Annotated in this window: 20 protein-coding genes and 1 pseudogene; 10 read left to right on the forward strand and 11 right to left on the reverse strand. The window is 40.4% G+C overall.

Features of this window, described 5'->3' with window-relative positions:
- Positions 1-130: 130 nt before the first annotated feature.
- The 5 genes and pseudogenes from ruvB to aspS form a co-directional block, all read right to left on the reverse strand.
- Positions 131-1,138: a Holliday junction branch migration DNA helicase RuvB gene (ruvB, locus tag ON073_RS16105; protein ID WP_274762915.1), complete on the reverse strand. Its 1,008-nt coding sequence runs from the start codon at positions 1,136-1,138 to the stop codon at positions 131-133.
- Between the two features lies 1 nt (position 1,139).
- The gene (gene ruvA / locus ON073_RS16110) at positions 1,140-1,757 is read right to left on the reverse strand and encodes a Holliday junction branch migration protein RuvA (protein ID WP_274762916.1); all 618 of its coding nucleotides are present in this window, start codon (positions 1,755-1,757) and stop codon (positions 1,140-1,142) included.
- Entirely contained in the window at positions 1,754-2,278 is a 525-nt protein-coding gene (ruvC, locus tag ON073_RS16115; RefSeq protein WP_010560443.1) for a crossover junction endodeoxyribonuclease RuvC, read from the reverse strand. The genes ruvA and ruvC overlap by 4 nt, the downstream gene beginning before the upstream one ends.
- Positions 2,279-2,383: 105 nt before the next feature.
- A complete protein-coding gene (locus ON073_RS16120; protein ID WP_274762917.1) occupies positions 2,384-3,475 on the reverse strand; it encodes a DUF418 domain-containing protein in 1,092 nt (363 codons plus the stop codon).
- Positions 3,476-3,684: 209 nt separating this feature from the next.
- A pseudogene (gene aspS, locus ON073_RS16125) lies at positions 3,685-5,428 on the reverse strand (aspartate--tRNA ligase).
- Between the two features lie 174 nt (positions 5,429-5,602).
- Between aspS and ON073_RS16130 the strand changes: the two are divergent.
- Positions 5,603-6,451: a DUF72 domain-containing protein gene (locus ON073_RS16130; RefSeq protein WP_274762918.1), complete on the forward strand. Its 849-nt coding sequence runs from the start codon at positions 5,603-5,605 to the stop codon at positions 6,449-6,451.
- 1 nt (position 6,452) lies between these two features.
- Here ON073_RS16130 and ON073_RS16135 read toward each other — a convergent pair whose 3' ends face one another.
- Positions 6,453-7,118, reverse strand: coding sequence for a M15 family metallopeptidase (locus tag ON073_RS16135; RefSeq protein ID WP_274762919.1), 666 nt, complete (start codon positions 7,116-7,118; stop codon positions 6,453-6,455).
- On the opposite strand from ON073_RS16135, the gene ON073_RS16140 reads away from it, so the two are divergent.
- Positions 7,109-7,642, forward strand: coding sequence for a YgjP-like metallopeptidase domain-containing protein (locus tag ON073_RS16140; protein WP_274762921.1), 534 nt, complete (start codon positions 7,109-7,111; stop codon positions 7,640-7,642). The genes ON073_RS16135 and ON073_RS16140 overlap by 10 nt on opposite strands.
- Positions 7,643-7,722: 80 nt before the next feature.
- Here the strand turns inward: ON073_RS16140 and ON073_RS16145 are convergent, their stop codons facing one another.
- On the reverse strand, positions 7,723-8,415 hold the full coding sequence (locus tag ON073_RS16145) for a DUF3334 family protein (protein WP_274762922.1): 693 nt from the start codon (positions 8,413-8,415) through the stop codon (positions 7,723-7,725).
- Between the two features lie 183 nt (positions 8,416-8,598).
- On the opposite strand from ON073_RS16145, the gene cmoA reads away from it, so the two are divergent.
- From cmoA to ON073_RS16170, 5 genes are all read left to right on the forward strand, one after another.
- Positions 8,599-9,321: a carboxy-S-adenosyl-L-methionine synthase CmoA gene (gene cmoA / locus ON073_RS16150; protein ID WP_274762923.1), complete on the forward strand. Its 723-nt coding sequence runs from the start codon at positions 8,599-8,601 to the stop codon at positions 9,319-9,321.
- 11 nt (positions 9,322-9,332) lie between these two features.
- On the forward strand, positions 9,333-10,301 hold the full coding sequence (gene cmoB, locus ON073_RS16155) for a tRNA 5-methoxyuridine(34)/uridine 5-oxyacetic acid(34) synthase CmoB (RefSeq protein ID WP_274762924.1): 969 nt from the start codon (positions 9,333-9,335) through the stop codon (positions 10,299-10,301).
- A gap of 191 nt (positions 10,302-10,492) precedes the next feature.
- Complete coding sequence (gene purM, locus ON073_RS16160; RefSeq protein ID WP_010560454.1) at positions 10,493-11,533, forward strand: phosphoribosylformylglycinamidine cyclo-ligase; 1,041 nt, start codon at positions 10,493-10,495, stop codon at positions 11,531-11,533.
- A 57-nt stretch (positions 11,534-11,590) separates the two neighbouring features.
- Positions 11,591-12,229 (forward strand): phosphoribosylglycinamide formyltransferase, encoded by a 639-nt coding sequence (gene purN, locus ON073_RS16165; protein ID WP_274762926.1) that lies wholly within the window; start codon positions 11,591-11,593, stop codon positions 12,227-12,229.
- Positions 12,180-12,932 carry a DUF3108 domain-containing protein gene (locus tag ON073_RS16170; RefSeq protein WP_274762927.1) on the forward strand — a complete coding sequence of 251 codons (753 nt, stop codon included), beginning with the start codon at positions 12,180-12,182 and terminating at the stop codon, positions 12,930-12,932. The genes purN and ON073_RS16170 overlap by 50 nt, the downstream gene beginning before the upstream one ends.
- Positions 12,933-13,000: 68 nt before the next feature.
- Here ON073_RS16170 and ON073_RS16175 read toward each other — a convergent pair whose 3' ends face one another.
- Positions 13,001-13,765, reverse strand: coding sequence for a class II glutamine amidotransferase (locus ON073_RS16175; protein ID WP_274762928.1), 765 nt, complete (start codon positions 13,763-13,765; stop codon positions 13,001-13,003).
- Between the two features lie 242 nt (positions 13,766-14,007).
- On the opposite strand from ON073_RS16175, the gene fadE reads away from it, so the two are divergent.
- Together fadE and ON073_RS16185 are read left to right on the forward strand one after the other, a co-directional pair.
- Positions 14,008-16,458, forward strand: a complete 2,451-nt coding sequence (gene fadE, locus ON073_RS16180; RefSeq protein ID WP_274762930.1) for an acyl-CoA dehydrogenase FadE — start codon at positions 14,008-14,010, stop codon at positions 16,456-16,458.
- 91 nt (positions 16,459-16,549) lie between these two features.
- The gene (locus ON073_RS16185) at positions 16,550-17,710 is read left to right on the forward strand and encodes a hypothetical protein (RefSeq protein ID WP_274762931.1); all 1,161 of its coding nucleotides are present in this window, start codon (positions 16,550-16,552) and stop codon (positions 17,708-17,710) included.
- Positions 17,711-17,739: 29 nt separating this feature from the next.
- Here the strand turns inward: ON073_RS16185 and ON073_RS16190 are convergent, their stop codons facing one another.
- Together ON073_RS16190 and ON073_RS16195 are read right to left on the reverse strand one after the other, a co-directional pair.
- Complete coding sequence (locus ON073_RS16190) at positions 17,740-18,816, reverse strand: DUF6136 family protein (RefSeq protein ID WP_274762932.1); 1,077 nt, start codon at positions 18,814-18,816, stop codon at positions 17,740-17,742.
- Complete coding sequence (locus tag ON073_RS16195; protein WP_274762933.1) at positions 18,809-19,399, reverse strand: ABC transporter ATP-binding protein; 591 nt, start codon at positions 19,397-19,399, stop codon at positions 18,809-18,811. The genes ON073_RS16190 and ON073_RS16195 overlap by 8 nt, the downstream gene beginning before the upstream one ends.
- Positions 19,400-19,532: 133 nt before the next feature.
- Here ON073_RS16195 and ON073_RS16200 point away from each other — a divergent pair, with 133 nt between their 5' ends.
- On the forward strand, positions 19,533-20,060 hold the full coding sequence (locus ON073_RS16200) for a prepilin-type N-terminal cleavage/methylation domain-containing protein (RefSeq protein ID WP_274762934.1): 528 nt from the start codon (positions 19,533-19,535) through the stop codon (positions 20,058-20,060).
- 33 nt (positions 20,061-20,093) lie between these two features.
- Here the strand turns inward: ON073_RS16200 and ON073_RS16205 are convergent, their stop codons facing one another.
- Positions 20,094-20,360, reverse strand: coding sequence for a hypothetical protein (locus ON073_RS16205; RefSeq protein ID WP_274762935.1), 267 nt, complete (start codon positions 20,358-20,360; stop codon positions 20,094-20,096).
- Positions 20,361-20,710 lie beyond the last annotated feature (350 nt).

Here is a 20,710-nt window from a genome sequence, read left to right on the forward strand (position 1 = left end):
ACAACTACATGTCGAATTATAAGCCTTGTTGCTGAGCCATTTCTCTGTCGCAATAAATGATCAGTAGTTAATGCAATTGGTATAAAACAACAAAAAAGGCCGCTAAGCGACCTTTTGTAAATAAGTAGTATTACGCATCTTTTATTGGAAAACCAAAGTGTTTATAAGCAAACTCTTGGGCTATTCGACCGCGGGGGGTGCGTTGAATAAACCCTTGCTGTATCAAATAAGGTTCTATCACGTCTTCGATGGTTTCGCGTTCTTCTCCAATTGCCGCTGCAATATTATCAAGGCCTACAGGGCCGCCCATAAACTTCTCGATAAGACAGAGTAAATATTTACGGTCCATATAATCAAAACCGCTTTTATCAACATCTACCATATCAAGGGCGCTGCCAGCAACTTCAGCTGTTACCACCCCATCCGCTTTAACTTCGGCATAATCGCGTACACGGCGTAATAATCGATTGGCAATACGCGGGGTACCTCGAGCACGACGTGCCACTTCAACCGCCCCTTCTTCTTCCATTTCAAGGGATAAAAAGTCCGCAGAGCGACTAACGATATGTGATAAATCTTCAACTGAATAAAACTCTAATCGCTGCACAATACCAAAACGATCTCTAAGTGGTGAAGTAAGTGAACCAGCACGGGTTGTTGCACCAACTAATGTAAATGGCGGCAAATCTAATTTAATAGAGCGTGCAGCCGGTCCTTCACCTATCATAATATCGAGTTGATAGTCTTCCATTGCTGGATAAAGAATTTCTTCAACATGTGGGCTTAAACGATGTATTTCATCAATAAAAAGCACATCGTTTTCTTCTAAGTTGGTTAGCATCGCTGCAAGATCGCCGGCTTTTTCAAGTACCGGACCTGAGGTTGTTTTAATATTAACGTTCAGCTCGTTAGCAACGATATTCGCTAACGTAGTTTTACCTAAACCCGGCGGACCAAAAATCAATAAATGATCAAGCGCTTCTTCACGAGAACGCGCCGCTTCAATAAAGATTTCCATCTGCTCTTTTACATGAGGTTGACCTCGGTAATCAGACAACAGCTTTGGACGTATCGCTCTATCGATAACATCCTCATTTCCTTTTTTTTCGGGTTCGATTAGTCTATCCGCTTCAATCATTTTACATCATCGCCTTAAGCGCTTCTTTAATAAGAACTTCACTGGTAAGCCCTTGACCTTTGATCGCTTTTACTGCTTTTTCTGCTTGGTTTGCCTTATAGCCAAGCGCCATTAGTGCAGCAATTGCATCATCTTGCGCATTTCCTTTGATAGTTGGATCTTCCTGCATTTCTAAAATGGCACCATCAGTATAAGGTGTAAAAAGATCCATACCCCAGTCTTTCAGTCTGTCTTTCATTTCAAGCACTAAACGCTCAGCAGTCTTTTTACCAACACCAGGCAGTTTAACCAGACTAGTTGCATCTTCACTATGCACACAGGCAACAAATTGCTCGGCCGACATACCGGATAAAATTGCCAAACCTAACTTAGGCCCCACTCCATTGGCTTTTAGTAATTCACGAAATAGTGCGCGTTCCGTTTTATTGTTAAAACCAAACAATAATTGTGCATCTTCTCTTACTACAAAATGGGTGTAAACAACCGCTTCTTCACCTTCTTTCGGCAAGTTGTAAAAACAGGTCATTGGCATATTCACTTCATAGCCAACACCACTCACTTCAATTAAGATTTCCGGTGGCTGTTTTTCTACTAATGTTCCGCGTAATCGCCCTATCATCGTCTTAATCGTCCTCTTACTGTTTTACTCGCTTGCCCTGAAAGCTTGATTAAATGTTGTTGTGAATGGCCATGACAAATGGCGATTGCCAACGCATCGGCGGCATCTGCTTGTGGTGTGCCTGGCAGTTTTAGAAAACTCTTTACCATATGTTGTACTTGCGATTTATCAGCACCACCGGTGCCAACAACGGCCTGCTTAACTTGCCTCGCAGAATATTCAAACACCTCAAGTGACTGAAGCGAAGCCGCCACCATGGCAGCGCCGCGGGCTTGGCCAAGTTTTAAAGCAGAATCGGGATTTCGCGCCATAAATACTTGTTCTATCGCAAAACTATCTGGCTGATATTGTTCAATTAGCTGAGTCACACCTTGAAAAATTATTTTAAGGCGCTCGGCCATTGGCTTTTCGCCCATTTTAATACAGCCGCTACCTAAGTATTCAAACTTCATACCTTGCTGTTTAATTAAACCATAGCCCGTAAAGCGAGAGCCAGGGTCGATGCCAAGTATTATTGCCAATGCACACCTTTTGCGATGTTTTCTTGTGATAACTAATAATGACTAATAACTGTATGGATTACCAGTAATAGTTTTTAAACTGCGCGCAGTTGCACAAAATTTAACTTATTTTGCGCTATATGCTTTGCGCCAAAGCCACTCTATTGGACCTGACTTGAAAAGTTTTAAATAGAAAAACGCAAATACCAGCTGAAAAACTGAGAATATTAAACACAAGTAGATATAGTCTAAACGCGTTGCACTATGCACAAATTCAGGTGAAAAGTAGCGAAAGAAGAGCGCAAATACGATTGATTGCAAAATATAAAGCGTAAATGCAATACGTCCCGCAGGCGCAAAAATACTGTTTAATACGGTAAGCTTTTCATTTAGCTTAATAAAAACATGGCAATACATTAACGCACATACTAGTCCTGAAAATGTGGCAATGGACATGGTGAGTTCAACCAAGTGAACGTAATTAACACGCAATAGCGCATCGATGCTCGATATGGTTATCACCACCAATAAAGATGCAAGCAATTGCTTTGTTGATAAACCCGTATTGAAAAAATCGGCGCGATATAAATAAACACCAAACAGGACTATGCCTGCAGTAATCCAAATAAAACACACCCAGCTAAATACAAACATAATAATGGTAAACACAATTTGCTGAATTAATTGCTCGCCATAACCTGATTGCCAGGTATTAATAATTTCGAAGTACTCATCGCTATCGCGGTAGATGGGTTCGTTTGGGATTAACGCAAACAGTAATATTAATGAAAAGCCTATAGCAAAATAAGTTTTTGCTTTTTTTAAGAGAACTTTTTGGCTACTGCCGATTTCGCGATAAACAATCAACCCTGCTAGTGCGTAGTTAACCAAAATATCGCCAGAAAAAATAAACACGCTATGGATAAAGCCAAAAATAAGAAGCCAATTTAAACGCGACTTTAACAACGTAAAGGCATCGTCTTGACCATGCTTATCATACAAAATAGCTAAGCCTACACCGAACAATAAACAAAATAAGGCCCTAAAACGACCATCAATAAAAAAGGCATTTATCACCTCAATCACATTATCGCTAAGCGGTGTAACTTGAAGCGGCACGTAACCTAATTCAAAAACGCTATGATAGTAAATATTCATAAACAGAATACCCAACACAGCGAAACCTCTCAGCACATCAAGCGTTCTAATACGTGGCATACATACAACCTATATTCGAAAAAACAGTGCCATAGTGGGTATTAGATAACTGTTGGTAAAGCATTAAATGATAAACGGCGAGATTTAAGGACCAATGAATACCAATAAGATGAGTCATTATATCGCGCGTTTTAAAGTTTAGTTTCACCTTTTCCAAGCAAACAAAAAAGGCGCACGTTAACGTGCGCCTTTTTTATATTTGGATATCTTTACTCGTCAGCAGACTCAACCACAGATACACCTAGTTCAACCAGTGCATCAGGGTTTGCAACGCTTGGTGCGTTTGTTAATAAACATGATGCTTGTGTTGTTTTCGGGAACGCAATTACATCACGGATATTTTCAGTGCCACATAACAACATAACTAAACGGTCTAAACCAAATGCTAAACCTGCATGTGGTGGTGTACCGTACTTAAGCGCGTCAAGTAAGAAACCAAACTTATCTTCTTGTTCTTGCGCTTCAATGCCTAAAATACGGAATGCTGCTTGTTGCATTTCATTGTTATGAATACGAACAGAACCACCACCTACTTCGTAACCATTAAGTACCATATCGTACGCATCTGAAATAGCCGCTGCCGGATTAGCTTCTAACTCCGCAGCTGAAATGTCTTTTGGTGCAGTAAATGGGTGGTGAACTGCGTGCAGTGTACCTTCGTCGTCTTCTTCAAACATTGGAAAATCAACAACCCAAAGTGGCGCCCACTTGTTTAAGTCTGTGATTTCTAGGTCTAAACCAATTTTCAGACGAAGTGCACCCATCGCTTCGTTTACAACGTTACGTTTATCAGCACCAAATAGAATGATGTCGCCTGATTGCACATTAGTACGCTCAAGTAATTGGCTAATCACGTCTTCAGTTAGGAATTTAGCAATTGGTGATTGTACACCTTCAACGCCCGCATCACGGTCGTTAACTTTCATCCACGCTAAGCCCTTCGCACCATAAATGCCAATAAACTTAGTGTAATCATCAAGTTGCTTACGTGATAATGCAGCACCGCCAGGTACAGTAAGCACCGCAACGCGGCCTTTTTCATCATTAGCTGGACCTGAGAATACTTTAAACTCAACGTCTTTAACTAAATCAGCAACGTCTACTAATTCCATTGGGTTACGTAAATCTGGCTTATCTGAACCAAAACGACGCATCGCATCTGCATATGACATCGTTGGGAAAGTACCTAAATCAACGTTTAATAGCTCTTTCCACATATCGTGAATTAGCTTTTCTGTCATTGCACGCACTTCATCTGAGCTCATGAATGACGTTTCTAAATCGATTTGAGTGAATTCAGGTTGACGATCAGCACGTAAATCTTCATCACGGAAACACTTAACGATCTGATAATAACGGTCAAAACCCGACATCATTAACAACTGTTTGAACAGCTGAGGTGACTGAGGTAATGCGTAAAAACTACCATTGTGAACACGGCTTGGCACTAAGTAATCGCGAGCACCTTCAGGAGTTGCTTTAGTTAGTACTGGCGTTTCAATATCTAAGAAACCATTGTCGTCTAGGAAACGTCGAACAAACGATGACGCTTTAGCACGTAACTTGATACGCTCACTCATTTCAACACGGCGAAGATCTAAATAACGATACTTCAAGCGCATTTCTTCTGAGTTCTGCTGGTTAAAATCAAGTGGCAATGGCTCAGAGCGGTTAATGATCTCTAATCCTTTACCTAAAATTTCTACTTCACCCGTTGCCATATCTTTGTTGATTTGGCTTTCTGGGCGTGCACGTACAATACCGGTTACCTTTACGCAGAATTCATTACGTAATTGGTTTGCAGTATCCATTAAGCCTTCAACTTCAGGATCAAATACCACTTGCACAACACCTTCACGGTCGCGTAAGTCGATAAAGATTAAGCCACCTAGGTCACGGCGTGTTTTGTTCTACGTTTGATTTATTTACTTGTCCGCAATATATAGAGCGCATATCTATCCTGTCCGTAAAAGACTTATCAAATATTCGAGCGCTAAAATGCCCTCGAAATAGTCATCACTAAAAAAATAAACGCCAATTATACTTAAGCGCTTTAAAAATGCGAGTGTAGAGAGTAAATTCCGTGTTTGATATGCTATAAAAATTCACTCACGATAAAGAAATGAAATGCTGTACTTAGGTTGCCCACAATGGTCCAGTAATCACTGGAAAGGACGTGTTTTTACAACACACTGTAAAAACAGTGACATGCTCGCGCAATACAGCCAAATTTTTAATACTGTTGAAGGCAATACCAGCTTTTATGCAGACCCAAGCCCTACAGCAATCAATAACTGGTATCACAGCACTGGCGATGATTTTCGTTTTACCTTTAAAATTCCTAAACGCATCTCGCATCAAATGGCGTTGGAGGGAGTAAACAGTGAAATAAAAGCATGGCTTAATTTATTTGAACCGCTATTGCCAAAAATAGGTTCAATTATGTTACAACTTCCTAAATCTTGCTCACCAGAATTTGTACCACGTATTGCTTCTTTTTTTGAACTGTGGCCAAAATCAATCCCGCTTTCCATTGAAGTGCGGCATTTCGGTTTTTTCCAAAAAGACGATAACGAAAAGCATTTTAACCAGCTGCTAATGCGCCACAATGTTGACCGCATTATTATGGATACCCGTGCACTCTTTTCTGAGCCTGCAAATACCGATGCCATAATAGACGCACAACAAAAAAAGCCGCGGGTGCCCGTAAACGTTATTGCCACAGGGCAACGACCAATTATCCGATTTGTTGGCTGTTCTAACTTAGCTGATAATTCGGCGTTTTATGCTCCTTGGATTAAAAAAATTACCGACTGGCAACGTGAAGGTAAAACACCGTATTTATTCTTTCATACCGCAGATAATCATGATTCAGCACATTTAGCGCGACAATTTTGTTTAGAAAGCAAATTTAATCATGCAGTTACTTTACCTTTTCCAGCTGAAAAGGAAGCAAAACAAGCCGACCTATTTTGAGTCACTCAATGGGTAAATCAAAATAGCTATTCTTATAAGGCTCATCTTTTAAAGTGAAATGCCACCACTCTTCTTTGAGTGGTTTAAACCCATGCAGTGCCATTACTTTTGCAAGCAACATCCTATTTGCTTTTACCTGCGAGGATAAATGTGGATTTTGTCCAGCTGACAATGGCGAAAAATAATCCCAAGGGGTGCCCATATCTAATGGTTTATGACTGTCTTTTTCAACCAAGGTAATATCAACGGTGCTTGCTCGAGAGTGCCCTGATTTTGCCGCGATATAGCCTTTATTAAAAAGCTCTTTTTTAGCCACTTTAGGGTAATAAAATGCCTTCATCTTGGTGTCGTTAATATCGTTTGCCCACGACACAAAGTGGTCAACTGCTCGCTGTGGACGATAGCAATCAAATACTTTGATGGTTAAACCAAACGTTAAAAAATCAGATTGTGCAGCAACTAATGCGCTAGCAGCTTTTTCACTGAGTAAACATTTAGCGCTTTGATAGCCATTAATTTTTGTACCAACAAAATTATTGTCAGTGAAATAACGCATTTCCGTTACAATACCACTTTTATACTCTGAAATATCAACCAGCTTAGGCTTCGCATCAACTGAAAAGCAGTAACTAAGTAATAAAATAATAGCGAGAGAATATGGCTTCATCGACACGTCCTGTTGATTTTATGAACTACTTTAGCGCGTACCCAGAACAAATAAAAGCGCAAGTTGAAGCATTAATAAACTCAGGCAAATTGGCTCGTTATTTTGAAAAGAAATACCCTATTGCCCATCAGTTTAAATCTGAAAAAGCCTTGTATGATTTTGCCACTGGCTTAAAGCAGAGCTATTTAAAAAATGCGCCAAAATTAAACTCGGTTAAATATGAAAAACAAAAAGACCTTGTGCTCAATGCGCTAGGAACGCACACCTTTAAACGCCATGCACATGGCAAGAAATTAAAGGCACAGCACCATATTGCCATTGCGAATCAACTAAAATACGCACCCGAAGAAATTTTAAAAACCTTAGTGGTGCATGAACTCGCGCATTTTAAAGAAAAAGAGCACAACAAAAGCTTTTATAATTTATGTTGTCATATGCAGCCAGACTATTTTCAGGGTGAACTCGACCTTCGGCTATTTATGGTGTTGTGTGATCTAAACGAGAATTTTTACGACGCGAAATAGAATATGAGTTAAATAATATTTATTTTCCCTGACAAAAAAGGCCTCAACAAGAGGCCTTTTCACATTAGCTTTTTAGCGATTTATAAACCAAGTTCAGCCATAAAGTCATCATCGATATCATCATTGGCAGACGACTTTACATCAGACTTCTTCGCAGCTTTTGCTGGTTTTGCTTTTTCATTGGCAATAATATCGTCTGGGTCAACCGCTTCCGCAATATCAAATTCATGTAACTTGATAAATTCTGTTTTATCCATTGCTAATTCTAGATAGAAAATATGTTGATTTTCCGTGGTGAAGGTAACGCGTCTTGCTTGCGGTCTATCCATGGTGGTATCAACTGATATCTGCACTTGCTTGTTGATTGCCATCATTTTTGGCTGGTTTTGCGTGATTGATGTATGTAACTGCTCTCGTACTTTATTGGTAAAATCGCCTACTACCTGGTTCATCAATTCACCAAGCACATTTGACACATCATCTGACAAATGACTTTTGGCAATTTCACTTTCAGGCATACCCATATTACGCATGTAGTCGCCGTAAAGCTCCATCGCCGCTTGTGCGGTAAAGTTTTTAACCACAAGGCCAGTAAAGCCCCCATCAAACAGCACAAAACAACCGATATCGGGGCGCATGCAGGTACGGGTAATTTTCTGCACCATGGCAGAATACGTAATTTGGTTATTGGTTGCCGCCGAAAGCACTTCGGTTACTGATTTACATAAAGTCGCTAAAATATCTTCGGTGCTAATTGTATTATTTTTTCTCATTTTCACTATGCCTCAAACTGCAACTATATTGAGTATAGTCAGCAAACTACACCTAATTAACAAAAGAGAAAACTAAATTTTACTAAAAACATCAAAATTTTAATTAATGATTGTATGAAGGCACTGACTAATGGCGAGAAAAAACGTAAAATATGCCGATTAAAAGCTTGAGAGATCACGTAAGTGAGTAAAGACACTATTTACGCCAACCAACAAGCCGTTAAGGATTTCACCTTTGATGAGCGTGTGGTTGAAGTATTTCCAGATATGATTCAGCGCTCTGTACCTGGCTATGCAACCATTGTAAGCACAATGGGTAAGCTTGCGGGCCAATATGCGCAAAACAACTCTAATTTATATGATTTAGGCAGCTCGCTTGGCGCGGTAACGTTGAGCATGCGCCGAAATATCGACAAACAAAATTGCCAAATTATCGCGGTTGATAATTCAGCAGCAATGGTTGAGCGCTGCAAACTTCACCTTGAGGGCTTTCGCTCGGATGTGCCTGTAACTGTTGAGTTAGCAGATATCAACGACATTGAAATTAGCAATGCATCTGTTGTAGCACTTAACTTTACATTGCAGTTCATTCCTCAGCCGCAACGCTTTGCGTTATTAGAAAAAATCTACCAAGGATTAAATCCGGGTGGGGTGTTACTACTCAGTGAAAAAATTAAGGGTGAAAATTCCTTAGTTGATGACTTACTAATTGATTTACACCATGACTTTAAGCGTGCTAACGGTTATTCAGAACTTGAAATTAGCCAAAAACGCAGCGCAATTGAAAATGTAATGCGCCCAGAAACACTCAATGCACATTTTGAGCGCCTATCAGAGATTGGTTTTCAACATACCCAAGTGTGGTATCAGTGTTTTAACTTCTGCTCAATGATTGCAATTAAATAATAGGTTTAAAAATGAATAACTGGTTTACTGACTTTTACGCAGCAATTGCAAAATCACCATTAAGTCATTGGTTAGAAACACTGCCAGCGCAGCTTAGCCACTGGCAACGCGAAGCGCAACATGGCGATTGGCCTAAATGGGAAAAAGTACTTAAAAACTTACCTGAATCAAATACCAAACATATTAATATTCAAGATAAAGTTGAGTTTGGTGACGCATCTGAGCTAAGCGAAGGGCATACCAAACAACTTGAACATTTACTTAAACGCATGATGCCATGGCGCAAAGGCCCGTTTACCATTCATGGCTTGCATATTGATACTGAATGGCGCAGCGATTGGAAGTGGGATCGTCTATTACCGCATATCTCAGATTTAAGCAATCGTACAGTACTGGATATAGGGTGTGGTTCGGGGTATCACTTATGGCGTATGCGTGGCGCAGGTGCTGAGTTTGTTGTGGGTATTGACCCATCAGATCTGTTTTTAAGTCAATTCCAAGCGATTAAACACTTTAACCCAGACCCAAATGTCCATCTTTTACCACTAGGAGTAGAGCAATTACCTGAGCTAAAAGCGTTTGATACGGTATTTTCGATGGGTGTGTTATATCACCGTCGCTCACCAATTGATTTCTTATCACAACTGAAAGCACAGTTACGCCCAGGCGGCGAGTTAGTGCTTGAAACCTTAGTGGTTGAAGGGGACGTAAATACCGTAATTATGCCAACTGACCGCTATGCCAAAATGCGTAATGTTTGGTATATCCCAAGTACCGCAGCATTAACTTTGTGGTTAGAGCGCGTTGGTTTTAAAAATGTGCGTGTGGTAGATAACGACCAAACCTCACTCGAAGAGCAACGTAAAACGGATTGGATGACAACAGAATCACTAGCCGACTTTCTTGATCCAAACGATGTAAATAAAACTATCGAGGGCTACCCTGCTCCGCTTCGTGCCATCTTAATTGCCGAAGCCTAAGCGTCTTCACACTCTAAGTTACTCTCAAGCAAGCGATTATTTGTTTGCTTGAGAGCCACACCAGACACTTCTTTAAACTTCTTGGACAAATGTCCTCATCCAGTTGCAATAAATGTGGTAGCAACGCACGAAATCAGGTAAAATGCGCGCAATTTTTTATGCAACCCACATGCAACCGTTAAGGAATTTCCGTGAGCGAACAGAAACAATCTTTAAGCTATAAAGATGCAGGCGTAGATATCGACGCTGGTAACGCATTAGTTGAACGTATCAAAGGCGTAGTTAAGAAAACTCGTCGTCCAGAAGTAATGGGCGGCATTGGTGGTTTTGGCGCACTTTGTGAACTACCAACTGGCTACAAAGAACCAGTACTTGTTGCAGGCACCGACGGTGTTGGTACTAAATTACGTTTAGCAATTGACCTTAAAAAGCACGATACCGTTGGTATCGACTTAGTTGCTATGTGTGTGAACGATTTAATCGTTCAAGGTGCTGAGCCACTATTCTTCTTAGATTACTACGCAACTGGTAAACTAGACGTTGATGTTGCTGCTGACGTAGTAACGGGCATTGGTAAAGGTTGTGAGCTTTCTGGCTGTGCACTTATCGGTGGTGAAACTGCTGAAATGCCTGGCATGTACGAAGGTGACGACTACGATATGGCTGGTTTCTGTACAGGTGTTGTTGAGAAATCAAAAATCATCGACGGCACTAAAGTAGCAGAAGGCGATCAACTAATTGCGCTTGCATCAAGTGGTCCACACTCAAACGGTTATTCATTAATCCGTAAAGTTTTGGAAGTGTCTGGTGCTGATACAAATGCTGAGTTTGAAGGCAAAACATTAGGCGAGCACCTAATGGAGCCAACGCGTATTTACGTTAAATCAATTTTAGAACTACTAAAAGATGTTGACGTTCACGCGCTATCACACATCACTGGCGGTGGTTTCTGGGAAAACATTCCACGCGTATTACCTGAATCTGCAAAAGCAGTGGTTAAAGGTGATAGCTGGCAATGGCCTGCTGTTTTCAACTGGTTACAAGAAAACGGTAACATTGAAACACACGAAATGTACCGTACATTTAACTGTGGTGTTGGTATGATTTTAGTTGTGCCTGCAGATAAGCTTGAGCAAAGCTTAGAAATCTTAAAGGCACAAGGCGAAGATGCATGGCACATTGGTGAAATCCAAGCTGCTAGCCAAGGCGAAGAGCAAGTAGAAATTATCTAATGACTAGCAAAATCGTGGAGCTGCTAGCCAAGGCGAAGAGCAAGTAGAAATTATCTAATGACTAGCAAAATCGTCGTTTTAATTTCTGGTAGCGGCTCGAATCTTCAAGCCATTATTGATGCGGCTAAGGCTGGTCAAATTAATGGTGAAATCTGTGCGGTTATTTCTAACCGCCCAGATGCTTATGGCCTTACCCGCGCTGAAAATGCCGGCATCGAAACGCTTGTGCTTGACCATAAAGCATTTGATAGCCGTGAAGACTATGACGCTGCGTTAATGGACAAAATTGACGCTTTTAGTCCAGATCTAGTTGTATTAGCTGGTTTTATGCGTATCCTAACTCCAAGCTTAGTGCAAAATTATTTAGGAAGAATGTTGAACATTCATCCGTCTTTGTTGCCTAAGTACCAGGGTCTGAATACCCACCAAAGAGCATTGGATGCAAAAGACAAAGAGCATGGAGTTAGTGTACACTTCGTTACTGAAGAGTTAGACGGCGGCCCTGTTGTTTTGCAGGCCAAGGTTGCTATTGAGTCAGACGATACAGCGCAAACGTTAGCCGAGCGTGTTCACCAACAAGAGCACATTATTTATCCTTTGGTGGTTCAGTGGTTCTGTGAAAAACGACTAACAATGGAAACAGATAATGCAGTTCTTGATGGCCAAGTTCTTCCAAAGCAAGGCGCTACAATCTAAATTTCTTATGGGTGCGGTACTTACCAGCGCCCTTATCTCGCCATTTATTTCGGCAACACCAACACAACTTCATTCATATCAAGCTGAATACGACATTCTACGCCAAGGTGAACGTCATGGCAGTGCATTTCGCCGCCTAAATGTGTCAGAGCAAGGCTGTGAGTTAAGTTATAAAAGCGATATCAAATGGATGATTTTCAATGATAAACGCTCCGAACACGCCGAGTTTTATTGTGCGAATGGTGATATAAAGCCACGAAGCTACGTGATGGAACGTACCGGAACGGGCCCTGATCGCAAGTACACATTAAATTTCAATCACGACAAAAAACAAGTGATGTCTAATCGCTCAAAGTACCCGCTTGAAATTAACTGGGAAACTGGCGTGCAAGATTTAATGACTTATCAAGCGAAAATGCGCTTGGATTTAATGGCAGGGAAAAAGGTATTTGATTACCCTATCGTTGATAAAAAAGGCAAAGCTCGCCATTATCGCTTTGAAATATTAGGTACTGAAACCATCACTCTACCCTTTGGCAATGTTGAAACCATTAAAGCCAGACGTGTTTACAATAATGATAAACGCCAAGCGCTTGCATGGTTTGCACCCAGTATGGATTATTTACTCGTACGCATGTGGAAAGGTGAAAAAGGCGTTGAGCAGTTTGACGTACAATTGAAAAGTTACGATGTTAAAAAGTAATTTTGAATCTATTTAAAACAAAAAAGCAGCGACTATTCGCTGCTTTTTGTGTATTTAAGACAGTGTTTTTAAACCGCTACACCAAGCTTAAATAAAACAAACTCACCAGCTGCCATTTTATGCCATGATTCATTATCTGTAAGTGGACGCGTGGCAATCACAGTAACAATATCATTCGGTGTGGTTTCTTTTTTGAAATCAACAATTAAGTCTGCATCAATTAAGCGTGCTTCACCAAAAGGTGCTTTACGGGTAATCCAATGTAAATTATTTGAGCATACCGCAAGCACGTAGATACCATCACTTAATAACATGTTGAATACACCTTTTGCTTGTAACTGTTTCGCAAGCTTTGCTGCATATCGAAATACCACTTTCATATCGCTTGGCTTTTTAGGGTATTTTTTGCGGATCTCATCCAAAATCCAACAAAATGCAAGTTCACTATCGGTATTGCCAACAGGTTTATAGAAGTCGGGTTTTAAGTCTTGGTAGTTAGAAAGTTGCCCATTGTGCGCATACGTGATTTCCCTACCCCATAACTCACGCGTAAAAGGGTGAGTATTTTCAAGACACACACGGCCGCGATTGCCTTGGCGTATATGACTAATGACCGAGCAACTTTTAATTGGGTAAGCTTTAACAAGTTTAGCAATTTCAGACGTGCAGCTTGGCTCTGAATCTTTAAAAGTACGACATCCTTTACCTTCATAAAAAGTTATGCCCCAACCATCTTTATGCGGACCTGTATTACCTCCGCGCTCTAATAATCCAGAAAAGCTAAAACAAATATCCGTTGGCACATTCGCTGACATGCCGAGCAACTCACACATTGCATCTACTACCCATATAAACTTAATGAGATTATTCTAACTTATCAGTCAATTACCGCAAGACAGGAAAACACTGAAAGCGACTTTAATTTAGCTATACTTATTAGAATGTAATTAATGTAATTACATTGTTTGAGAGCACATTTGTAAGCTCAAAAAAGCAATAATTTGTCTTGAATCTCTGGTACTGAAAAGCTAATCTTAAAGAGAATCTGGTCAGACCTCTTACAAGGATAATAACTATGACTGCTTTATTTGTACTCGGTTTGCTTGGTTGCTTAGCAATTGCTAGCTACCACAGAGCAAACTGGCATACTCATTTAACCGTTACCGCTGCGGTATTGTTGATTGGCTCATTTATGGGTGCTTTCTCAATGATCAGTTGGTTAATTTTCTTAGCAATTGCTATTCCACTGTCAGTGACGAGCATTCGCCGTCAGTACATTGTTGAGCCTATTTTCAAAGCATTTAAAAAAGTGACGCCAAGTATGAGCGACACAGAAAAATCAGCGATTGATGCAGGTACAACATGGTGGGAAGCAGATCTGTTCTGTGGTAACCCTAACTGGAAAAAAATGCACCAGTACCCTGTGCCACGTTTATCAGCGGAAGAGCAGGCATTTCTTGACGGTCCAGTAGAAGAAGTGTGTGCAATGTTAGATGATTGGGAAGCAACCCATGAACTAACCGACTTACCGCAAGATGTATGGCAATATCTAAAAGACAATAAATTCTTTGCCATGATCATCAAAAAGCAATACGGTGGTCTAGAATTTTCAGCCTACGCACAATCATGCGTACTACAAAAGCTAACATCAAAATCTACACTACTTTCATCAATTGTAGGTGTACCTAACTCGTTAGGTCCAGGTGAGCTACTGCAACACTATGGTACTCAAGAACAAAAAGACCACTACTTACCTGGCCTTGCTAAAGGTGATGAGATCCCATGTTTTGCCCTTACTTCACCAGAAGCCGGCTCTGATGCGAGCTCTATCCCTGACTTTGGTATTGTTTGTAAAGGCGAATGGAACGGTGAAGAAGTGTTAGGTATGCGTCTAACATGGAACAAGCGTTATATTACACTCGCGCCTGTTGCAACCGTGCTTGGTCTTGCATTTAAACTACGTGACCCAGATGGCTTACTGGGTGATAAAGAAGATTTAGGCATTACTTGTGCCCTTATTCCAACAAACACCCCAGGCGTTAAAATTGGTCGCCGTCACTTCCCGCTAAACGTACCGTTCCAAAATGGTCCTACGCAAGGTGAAGAAGTATTTGTACCTATCGATTACATCATTGGTGGTGCAAAAATGGCTGGTCAAGGCTGGCGTATGCTGGTTGAGTGTTTATCGGTTGGTCGTGCTATTACATTACCATCAAACTCGGCAGGTGGTATTAAAGCACTTGCGCTTGCCAGTGGTGCATATAGCCGTATTCGTCGTCAGTTCCGCTTACCAATCGGTAAAATGGAAGGTATTGAAGAGCCACTAGCAAAACTTGGTGCTTATGCTTACAGCTCAGATGCTGCAGTTTCAATGTCTACAGGTGCTGTTGATTTAGGTGAAAAACCGTCGGTAATATCAGCTATTTTAAAGTATCACCTAACAGAGCAAATGCGTGATTCAACTAAACACGCTATGGATATTCATGGCGGTAAAGGCATTTGTTTAGGCCCTAATAACTACCTTGGCCGTGGTTATCAAGGTGCGCCAATTGCGATTACAGTTGAAGGTGCAAACATTCTAACACGTAATATGATTATTTATGGTCAAGGTGCTATTCGTTGTCATCCGTTTGTGTTATCAGAGCTTGAAGCATGTAACATTGAAGACAAAGAAGCAGCACTTGCACAGTTTGATAAATCTCTGATGGGCCATATTGGCTTTACTATTTCGAACTTTGCACGCACTGTATGGCTTGCACTAACAGGTGCACGTTTTACTAAAACGCCTTATGATGATGAAACAGCGCTATTTTATCGCACCGCAACGCGTTACAGTGCATCGCTTGCGTTAATGTCTGATATTTGTATGGCCGTTTTTGGTGGCTCACTAAAGCGTAAAGAGCGTATCTCAGCACGTTTAGGTGACTTGTTAAGCTATCTATACTTAGTATCTGCAACACTTAAGCGTTACAACGATGAAGGTCGTCGTAAAGAAGACTTCGCCCTTGTTCAGTGGAGCTGTCAAGATCACTTATATCTTTGCCAGCGTGCACTAGCTGATCTTATCAACAACATGCCGTTTGCACCGCTTCGTGGTTTCTTAAAGCTCGTGTTATTCCCGTGGGGTCGCCCAATTCGTAAACCAACAGACGAATTAGAGCAAAAAGTAGCACGCTTACTGCAAACACCAAGCGAAACGCGCGATCGTTTAGCACATAATATTTATGTTACTAACGAGCCATTAAACCTAATTGGCCGCCAAGAGCAAACGCTAAAAGACATTCTTGCTGTTGAACCTATCTTCGACAAAGTATGTCGTGCTAAAGGAGATAAGCTGCCATTCTTTGCCCTTGATAAAGTGGCAGAGATGGGACTTGAGCTAGGTGCAATTACAAGTGATGAAGCCGAGCAATTAAAAGCTGCAGAAGTAGGTCGCTTACAAGTTATCAATGTAGATGATTTTGACCCTGCAGACTTATTGGCAGGTAAAGCTGCTCACTCTGTTAAGAAGGTAAAAGCTGCATAAGCAACTTCTTAACCTATTGATTGTGTTATAAACTAAGCCAGCATTTGCTGGCTTTTTTATATCATTAGCAAAATAACACTAAGGGATTAGAATGAAAAATTTTTTGCTCATATGCATTACTGCGTGCTTATTCTTGACTGGATTATACCTAGCAATAGGTAAATCTCTCTCTAACTTAGTACAACCTACTCCAGCAACACCTTCACAACTTAAAAGCAATCAAACCGCTAAAACGTTACTTGCACAGCAAACGCAGACCGCTCCTGAGCAAAAACATACCAAAGCGAGCAATGATTTTGAAAGTAGTAACTCTGAAGAAGCAATAACACTGTGTAGTGACGAAAAAGTTAACTCTTTTCCTCTAGAGAAGCTAGCCAAACAGTTAAACAACGAATATGACGTTTTCGATAATCACACATTACTCAATGCTCTAAAAGATAACGCCGTCACGCTTGAAAGCAAAATTACCTATGGTTTATTGTCTTACGCGCAAAATCCGGAACAGCCCCAACCTTTAATCACTCTTTTTAGTGATTACCCAAATAATCGCTACCTTGCCCATCAAACGCTTCTGGCGTGTGCCAATCAAGTATGTGATGAACAAACAATACAATCCGCGCTCACTACTGACCGTAATAATGGCGCCAGCTGGTTGGCATATGCCAGCTTGATAGATCCCAAGCAAAACCCACAACAAACTCTCGATGCGATTATTAACGCAGCCAACACACAAGAGTACAATGAATATCGACAGCAAACCTATTACTTCTTCGATGAAACGCTCAATCAACTCAATATGAATAATGACTTATTATTTTTTATTGGCACAGAAAGTCTGCTAGCAGCTACACCTAGTCCAAGTTTCAGTACAATTAATAAAATTTGCAGCAATGTTACTCAAGATGAAGTTGGATTACTTGATGCCTGTATCAATATTGGAGAACGATTAGAGCAAAGCCAAAGCACACTGCTCTCAACAGCAATAGGCATTGCCTTACAGAGAAAAGCATATGAAGTGCGAAATGATCAAAGTGAAATCGCGTTCTTAAATGCAAAAACACAAGATTTTCAGAAATTGCTCATTCAGAGCACTCAAGCGATGCAACTTATGTGGCAAAGTAAGCAACGCACTCTGAATTATGTACTAGCTTTAAAAAACAGCAATGAAGTAGACGCAGCGCGCTATCTCGTTGAACAAGCGATCACGCTCAGCAATGATCCTGAGTTTGATCCATGTGTTATCGAATGGTAGTAAACGATTAATAAAAACATGCCTGTAGGTTAATACACCCAATAGTTAATCGTTACCATTAAGCCATTAATAACAAACCAACCAAGGGCATAATGGGTTGGTTTATACTTAGCAACCGCAATTGTTAACGCACCAGCAACGGCAAAAATTATTAGGCTTTGCACACTCACCACAATCAATTGCAAACTCATTAATCCAATAACTGCCAAGCTCATAGGCACAACATATTGACCATAAACTAACGTATTCGCATTGCGTAAACTGTTTAACCACAATTTATACTGTAACACGCATTCGTTCTGATTAAGTTGCTGGCTTGAAGCAATATAAACAATAAACGGCGATATAAAACAATGAACAAAAAAGCCCAAATCTGGCCGTTGTAAATTCAGTACATTTGCACACACCCATAAGGCAAGTAACATTAATACACGCCACCAAATTTCAGCAAAAGCATGCAAATGATAACTGACCCAAAAGCCGAAATTAAACCCCGCCAACCATTTGAAAGAAAGGCTGTTTGGCCAAAATGCAACGCAAACTAACATTGCTATATAACTGCTTAGAAACGTCTGTAAACTTAAATCAAATAGTACTGGTAACATAATTACCGAGATTATATATAGCTTTATTCGGGCAGGTTTGAAGGTGGCAACAAATCCACTGCCGAGTACACAAATACTAAACACTACAAAATGAAGACCTTGTTGCCATTTGCCCAAATCTAACGATAACAACAAAGGCACACTCAGTAAAAATACTAAATTACCTGCTAAAGCCAAAACGCAATCACATAGTGTACGCATTCCTTTACTGGCAAATGAGCGTTGAAAAAGGCGATGTTTTATATCAAGCGCACCTTTACTCAATGCAGCACTAAGCTCACTTTGCATAACGATTAATGCTACCGATAATAAAATACTTAACGAAGGGTCTTGCGTCATAACTTTGCCAAGCGCAAGGTAAATTAGCAGAATAAGTGCAGGAAAAGCGGTATACATAAACAGCGCTAAAATAACGCCTAATTGCTTTAATTGACCTAATTGTTCAGCAATATAATGATGATAAGCCGATATGCGGTATTCGAAAAAAGAAAAATTACGCACTTATCAACGCCTGTGCTTCAAATCCAGATTTTAGAAATGGTTCTGGCTCATGGCTGGTTAAAATAACTTGACCTTTAAACTCATCAATACATGCCAGCAGCACAGGCACACTTTTATGCTCAAGTGCTGCAGTTGGCTCATCTAATAACAACACTGAGGTTTTGCGCATAAACGCATTTATCAGTTGAAGCTTTTTAAGATTACCACTCGAAAGGTTAATCACTTTCGTGTGTAAAAAGTCATTAAAGGCAAATCGCTTTACTAAGCTTTCAAGATTCTCACAATCTTGATGCATAAGAGTCAAATCTAATACTTGTTTAGCAGTTAGAAACTCTGGAAAGATAATTTTATCACTCGCTAAAGCGACATTCGTTTGTAAAAACCGAGCATTGGCGCTTTGCTCTTGCAGTAAAATCTCTCCTTGTTGAAATGATTCCAACCCTGCAAGCATGGCTAATAGCGTTGATTTACCAAGACCATTTGGTCCGGTGATTAAGACACGTTGAGAAGTTAATTGGCAGGTATAATTTGAAAACACAACTTTATCAAAATAAAGTTTGGTTAAACTGCGGATTTGAAACAAACTACCTTCCCTTTCATCTTGAATGCGTTTTGATGAGTAATTTTGCTTATTTAAGCACCCATAGTCAAAGACTTATGATTGGCTATACTATAAACTACCAAAAAACATCGTAGTCACCAGAGGCAATACACCAATGAAAAACCATGGCTTTACACTTATTGAGTTGATCATTGTGATTGTTATTCTGGGGTTGCTTGCAGTTGTTGCGGCCCCTCGCTTCCTAAATCTACAGCAAGCGTCACGTATTAGCGTACTAGAGGCAACAGCTGCAGCCATGAAAACAACAGCAGAGCAGATAAAAGCCAAAGCACTGGTACAAAACGTAAAAAATGGCAACGTCGAACTGGATGAGCTTGGTATTAATGTGCTGGTATATAACGGCTACGTTGAAGGTTATTGGAATGGCGCATGGCGTTATATTTTAAATATTGGTAAAGAAATCCCCTTTACCTCAGCAACTGCAGTTTGCACTTTAAATGATCTATGCGGCGTTGGCAGGCAACGCACTGCGCCTGGCTTCCCACTAACCACAAATGGTTCTGCAGGGCTTATTTTAATTTGGCCAAATGGATTGCGCCTCTCTGATCAATGCTACGCTTATTATTACAATCAAGAAGATGGCACAACCCCAAATACAGGCGTTGTAACCGCTGGATGTTAAAAAGCCAACAATTGTTGGCTGATATTGAGAGTATTAGTTTTGCGTATTATCAAAACACTGCTTCAAGCTAAACAGCATGCCCTTTTTCAAACCATCAACATAGAAACTAGATCGCAGAGTGCCTTCAGCAGTTTCGCCTCGCATAATGCCACCAGCAGTAAATTTGAAAAGCACTTTATTACCTTTTACCTTTTGGCATAACTCACGCTCTTTGACCTGATAACCGACTGCGAATCCTGCAGGCCACATTGCAACCAACATCCCAACAAAAATAAGCATCAATATCACAACTTTTTTCATTAATCTCTTTCCCCAAAAAATTTGCCATAGCCTAACCCTGGGAAACTGAATATCGGATTAATTAACCACAAAAACTAGTGCGCTACGAGTTAGCGATATATTTAATTTACATCACACACGGTTTTGATCAGAAGGCTAAAAAATAAAAGCGATAATAAGCGTGAAAATAGTACTAGCAGAGTGAATTTATGAACAGCATTGATGTTGAAATAAAGTTTTAGATTACTGATTTAGTAAAAAATGAGACTAAAGCGAAAAGCTTATCGTTAATAATTGAATAAGGGTATATATAAAATGGCGGAGTGGACGGGACTCGAACCCGCGACCCCCGGCGTGACAGGCCGGTATTC

Source organism: Pseudoalteromonas sp. G4, from assembly GCF_028875915.1.
Taxonomy (GTDB): domain Bacteria; phylum Pseudomonadota; class Gammaproteobacteria; order Enterobacterales; family Alteromonadaceae; genus Pseudoalteromonas.

Bases quoted from the DNA above. Each gene is read 5' to 3' on its own strand.
- ON073_RS16175 (WP_274762928.1), bottom strand. From the start codon at position 13,765: ATGTGTGAGTTGCTCGGCATGTCAGCGAATGTGCCAACGGATATTTGT.
- ON073_RS16185 (WP_274762931.1), top strand. From the start codon at position 16,550: ATGAAAAATTTTTTGCTCATATGCATTACTGCGTGCTTATTCTTGACT.
- ON073_RS16205 (WP_274762935.1), bottom strand. From the start codon at position 20,360: ATGAAAAAAGTTGTGATATTGATGCTTATTTTTGTTGGGATGTTGGTT.
- purN (WP_274762926.1), top strand. From the start codon at position 11,591: ATGACTAGCAAAATCGTCGTTTTAATTTCTGGTAGCGGCTCGAATCTT.
- cmoB (WP_274762924.1), top strand. From the start codon at position 9,333: ATGAATAACTGGTTTACTGACTTTTACGCAGCAATTGCAAAATCACCA.
- ON073_RS16120 (WP_274762917.1), bottom strand. From the start codon at position 3,475: ATGCCACGTATTAGAACGCTTGATGTGCTGAGAGGTTTCGCTGTGTTG.
- ON073_RS16135 (WP_274762919.1), bottom strand. From the start codon at position 7,118: ATGAAGCCATATTCTCTCGCTATTATTTTATTACTTAGTTACTGCTTT.
- fadE (WP_274762930.1), top strand. From the start codon at position 14,008: ATGACTGCTTTATTTGTACTCGGTTTGCTTGGTTGCTTAGCAATTGCT.
- ON073_RS16145 (WP_274762922.1), bottom strand. From the start codon at position 8,415: ATGAGAAAAAATAATACAATTAGCACCGAAGATATTTTAGCGACTTTA.
- ON073_RS16130 (WP_274762918.1), top strand. From the start codon at position 5,603: ATGCTGTACTTAGGTTGCCCACAATGGTCCAGTAATCACTGGAAAGGA.
- ON073_RS16200 (WP_274762934.1), top strand. From the start codon at position 19,533: ATGAAAAACCATGGCTTTACACTTATTGAGTTGATCATTGTGATTGTT.
- ruvA (WP_274762916.1), bottom strand. From the start codon at position 1,757: ATGATAGGGCGATTACGCGGAACATTAGTAGAAAAACAGCCACCGGAA.
- ruvB (WP_274762915.1), bottom strand. From the start codon at position 1,138: ATGATTGAAGCGGATAGACTAATCGAACCCGAAAAAAAAGGAAATGAG.
- ON073_RS16170 (WP_274762927.1), top strand. From the start codon at position 12,180: ATGCAGTTCTTGATGGCCAAGTTCTTCCAAAGCAAGGCGCTACAATCT.
- ON073_RS16140 (WP_274762921.1), top strand. From the start codon at position 7,109: ATGGCTTCATCGACACGTCCTGTTGATTTTATGAACTACTTTAGCGCG.